The sequence below is a fragment of the bacterium genome, from assembly GCA_037128595.1.
GTDB lineage: Bacteria > Verrucomicrobiota > Kiritimatiellia > CAIKKV01 > CAITUY01 > JAABPW01.
In genome coordinates, this window is record JBAXWB010000064.1 from 1 (window position 1) to 3360 (window position 3360).

At 53.5% G+C, this 3360-nt stretch carries 5 protein-coding genes; 3 read left to right on the forward strand and 2 right to left on the reverse strand.

Annotation, left to right across the window (positions count from 1 at the left end; all coding sequences use genetic code 11):
* On the reverse strand, positions 1-1044 hold a 1044-nt coding region (locus tag WCS52_19400; protein MEI6169355.1), incomplete at its 3' end, for a serine hydrolase domain-containing protein.
* Positions 1045-1159: 115 nt separating this feature from the next.
* A complete protein-coding gene (locus WCS52_19405; GenBank protein ID MEI6169356.1) occupies positions 1160-1294 on the reverse strand; it encodes a hypothetical protein in 135 nt (44 codons plus the stop codon).
* Positions 1295-1852: 558 nt separating this feature from the next.
* On the opposite strand from WCS52_19405, the gene WCS52_19410 reads away from it, so the two are divergent.
* The 3 genes from WCS52_19410 (at position 1853) to WCS52_19420 (ending at position 3201) form a co-directional block, all read left to right on the forward strand.
* A complete protein-coding gene (locus WCS52_19410) occupies positions 1853-2140 on the forward strand; it encodes an AbrB/MazE/SpoVT family DNA-binding domain-containing protein (GenBank protein ID MEI6169357.1) in 288 nt (95 codons plus the stop codon).
* Positions 2121-2528: a PIN domain-containing protein gene (locus tag WCS52_19415; protein ID MEI6169358.1), complete on the forward strand. Its 408-nt coding sequence runs from the start codon at positions 2121-2123 to the stop codon at positions 2526-2528. Before WCS52_19410 ends, WCS52_19415 begins: the two co-directional genes overlap by 20 nt.
* A 166-nt stretch (positions 2529-2694) precedes the next feature.
* A complete protein-coding gene (locus WCS52_19420) occupies positions 2695-3201 on the forward strand; it encodes an ORF6N domain-containing protein (protein ID MEI6169359.1) in 507 nt (168 codons plus the stop codon).
* Positions 3202-3360 lie beyond the last annotated feature (159 nt).

Consider the following 3360-nt stretch of genomic DNA (forward strand, 5'->3'; position numbering starts at 1 on the left):
CATGGGATTGAACTCTTTCCATTTGAAATTCCAACTGTCGGCGACTCTGGCCAGGAAGACCCCATGCACCCCGCGCTTCTTGTCAATCCAAGGGTAGAATCCGCTCCAGCCGGGGCACGAAAGCAGGGTGGCATTCCCATCGGCATCAACCTGCTCACGCCACAGGCAGAACCCATAACACCCGTGCTTCCCTTCACCGAGCATCGCCGTCAGGTTGAACTCCTCCGGGAAATTGCCGCCGGGCATCGTCGCCCCGCGCACCTGGTCGGCCATCATCTCCTGCACGCTGTTGGCGGAAAGCACGCGTTTGCCACGATACATCCCGCCGCTGGCGAGCATCTCCAAGAAGCGGGCGTATTCGCTCGCCTTGGTGTAGGGGACCACGGATGTCCCCTCGGCCGACTCGATCCTATAGAGGTTGGGCCCGGTTTTGGTATGAATCATCCCCAAGGGCCCGGCGATACGCTGCTGGAAGAGGTCTTCAAGGCTCTGACCTGAGACGCGCTCGGCGATACAGGATGCCACGGTCAGGCCGTGACTGCCGTAGAAGAACCGGGTTCCCGGCTCATTAGGCAACTTCGCGCCCGCCATCTGCTGAATCATATGATCCATAGACCCCTCGGTCAGTTTGAGCTGGTTAAACCCGCTGGTGTGCGAGAGGCACTGCCGGACCGTGATACGCCCATTGGTGCCGGTGAACTCCGGCAGATAGGTCGAGATGGGAGCGTCGAGGTTGATCTTGCCTTCGTCCACCACCGTCATGAACGTGGCAGCCTCCAGCACCTTGCCGCCCGAGGCGATATTGGCGATATTGTCGGCCTGGTTGTAGCAGCCCCAGTGTCCGGCATAGAGCAGTTTTTCTCCCTGATAGACGCGCAATACCGCCCAGGGATAATGACCTTTATCAATCCAGGATTGCACCAGCGGGGAAATGGCCGAAAAATCCTCCTTGGGCATGTCGGCAGCCACCGCCGGCAGAGCCGATAACAGGCTAAGAGCCATCAAGCACCTGACAATCATTTTTCCAGCCTCAGGCTTTCCCATTACCATCTCCTTCTTTACGTTTTTCATCCGAAACCAAAATCCGAATTCCTAACATGGATATACAGGATGCACGGGATAAGTTGAATTCAAACCAATCCATCTTTCCCCATCCTGTCTATCCTGTACATCCATGTTTGAAACTCGTTTCATCTTGCAACTCTTTCGCCCCGTCACTCGAAACCAGCGTCGACTCCAGCGCCACGGTCTTGGCCAATTCCGCGACCGCCTTGCTGTTAATGGTGCTTTCCATACGTTGGAGATATCCTACTGCTTATCAGACTCTCTGTCCATATACTTTGCAAATTTGCTTTTGCATTGTAATGCATTATCCATAAATGTTTTATATCGTTATACACGATCTCTATTATTCACATGTTTTGCATTATAACGGGCGGATTGAATCCAGACCTCCTGATATCAAATCTCCGGAAATAGGGGCATGACGAAACACACGAAACGAACCCAAGACGGCTCGGCAGGGACGCCTCGCCCTACCGAAATACAGGAGTTTTCACTTGGAGTGCGGCGGCTTGACCTGCGCCTTACACGGATTTAAGGAGAAGACCTCACCACTAATCCGGGAAATTTTGGAAATCCAATTTTCAGGCGAACTTCGTGGCTTGGCCTAAGGTTTTGATCTGGATTTCTCCTATTTCTTAAATCAGTGGTGCAGTCTTCCTGTATTTACGTGTAAGGAGCAGGTCAAGCCGCCACACTCCAAAGCTCTCGCAATAATGTAAGACATCATCATCGATATCTATACTTTTACTATTTGACGGACATTTTTTTTAATGTCATATTTTTAATTATGAATACTACGGTTCAGGCAGACTGCGTTTGTTTCACGACCAAGGGACAACTGGTGATCCCGGCTTGGCTACGCCGGCAGTACCATATCGAGCGGGGCACCCGCGCCATCGTGACCGCAACGGCGGGAGGGATTCTACTCAAGCCTGTGACGCCAGCACTCATTGACAGCGGTTTCGGGTTGCTTAAACCGAAATCACAGGGGAAGTCCTTTGACGCGGAGTGGGCAGATCATAAGCGGGAAGAACGGAAATTGGAGGAGGCCCGGCATGCGCGCCATCGTTCTTGATAGTTTTGCGCTGATTGCCTATTTCCGTGGCGAGCCCTTGGGCGCCAGGGTAAAGGATCTCCTCCATAAGGCAGGCAAGGTTGACCAACCGTTGCACATGTCGGAGATCAATTACGCGGAGGTCCAATACATGATCCTCCGGAAAGACGGCCAGGCCGCATGGAATGCAGCCACGGAGGTCCTTCCCGCCTTGCCAATCAAGTTCCACCCGGGTACGCGCGAACTATCCGACTTGGCGGCCGATTTCAAGTCCCGCTTCAGCATCAGCCTCGCCGATGCGTTTGCCGCAGCGCTCGCCAAAGCGTTAAATGCCGAACTCGTCACCGGGGATCCAGAATTCAACGCGCTCCAAGGTGAGATAAAGATTACGTTTCACAACACCCTATAACCAGCAAAGCATGGGATAGGCACCTGCCGGTTCATGAAAGAAATATTTCACCACCTGCCTGGAGTACCAGGCTTGAGACGCGGAGACAGAGAGGCTTCTATCATTATACTATCGCGTTTTTATATTTAACTATTGATTTCCTATATCGTCGAAGTATTGTTGTCTCATGAATTCTATCCAGCGCCCTCTCCTGCCCGAACCCCAGAACGCCATCATCCGCCTCCGCGGCCAGGCTGTCATCCTTGATTCCGACCTTGCCGACCTTTATGGCGTCACGGTCAAACGGCTAAACCAACAGGTCACACGCAACCGGGAACGTTTCCCTGATGACTTCTGCTTCCAGCTCACCGAGGCGGAATGGCGGTCTTTAAGGTTGCAAAATGAAACCTTAAAGCGCGGAAAACACCGCAAGTATATGCCGTTTGCCTTCACAGAACATGGTGCCATCATGGCCGCCACCGTGCTTAACAGCCCGCAGGCGGTCCAAATGAGCGTCGCGGTCGTGCGCGCCTTTGTCCGCTTGCGCCGCATGGCCCTCACTGTCGAGAGCCTTGCCCGCAAGGTCGTGGCCCTTGAAAACAAGTACGATGCCAGTTTCAGCGCTGTCTTCGATGCCATCCGCGACCTCATGGAGCCTCCGGACCCGCCTCAGAAACGCATCGGATTCCAATAGCAAGGGAACCGGCGTGCTATCGCTTCATCATCCCAGGACATTCCCCGGATTTTCGCTCCCTTGCCACACTCTTTAGCGAATCGACCTGGAGTGCGGCGGCTTGACCTGCGCTTATCCCCAAGGAAAAGACGGGACAAAGTCTTTGATTTGTCATATAAC

Excerpts from the sequence above, each read along its gene's own strand:
- WCS52_19405 (MEI6169356.1), bottom strand. The coding sequence starts at position 1,294 with ATGGAAAGCACCATTAACAGCAAGGCGGTCGCGGAATTGGCCAAGACC.
- WCS52_19410 (MEI6169357.1), top strand. The coding sequence starts at position 1,853 with ATGAATACTACGGTTCAGGCAGACTGCGTTTGTTTCACGACCAAGGGA.
- WCS52_19415 (MEI6169358.1), top strand. The coding sequence starts at position 2,121 with ATGCGCGCCATCGTTCTTGATAGTTTTGCGCTGATTGCCTATTTCCGT.
- WCS52_19420 (MEI6169359.1), top strand. The coding sequence starts at position 2,695 with ATGAATTCTATCCAGCGCCCTCTCCTGCCCGAACCCCAGAACGCCATC.